1 protein-coding gene is annotated in these 435 nt (G+C 41.4%); it reads left to right on the top strand.

The genetic code is table 11. The features are described from left to right. The coding region (locus OQ477_RS21125) for an AMP-binding protein (RefSeq protein ID WP_265973605.1) at window positions 1-435 on the top strand (435 nt) is incomplete at both ends.

Genomic DNA, 435 nt, shown 5'->3' with positions numbered 1-435 from the left:
CGAAAGTTCAATTGAGATGGTGATTGGAATTCTAGGTGTGTTAAAAGCAGGCGGTGCCTATCTTCCGATAGATAAAAGCTATCCGGCAGACAGAATTGGCTATATGTTGAGAGACAGCAACGCTCAAATACTGTTAACTGCGGGCAGTGAACAAGATTTGGCAGATTTTTCAGGAGAGAGACTCGATATTAAGGAAGAACGACTGTATCAAAATGACACAAGTAATTTATGTTTCGGCGGTTCTCCTCTCGATTTAGCGTATATTATGTACTCATCCGGCAGTACTGGGGAACCAAAAGGAATTCTTTTAGAACACCGAAATGTGGTAAGACTGGTGAAAAATAATCAGTTTGTTCAATTCCAAGACAATGATGTGATACTGCAGACAGGATCACCAGTCTTTGACGCAATTACCTTTGAGTTGTGGGGAGCGTT

Source organism: Bacillus sp. ChL18, from assembly GCF_026241425.1.
In the GTDB taxonomy this organism is placed as follows: Bacteria; Bacillota; Bacilli; order Bacillales; family Bacillaceae; genus Bacillus; species Bacillus velezensis.
The sequence above is the reverse complement of the archived record's forward strand: the minus strand, read 5'-3'. Positions and strand labels throughout refer to the sequence as shown.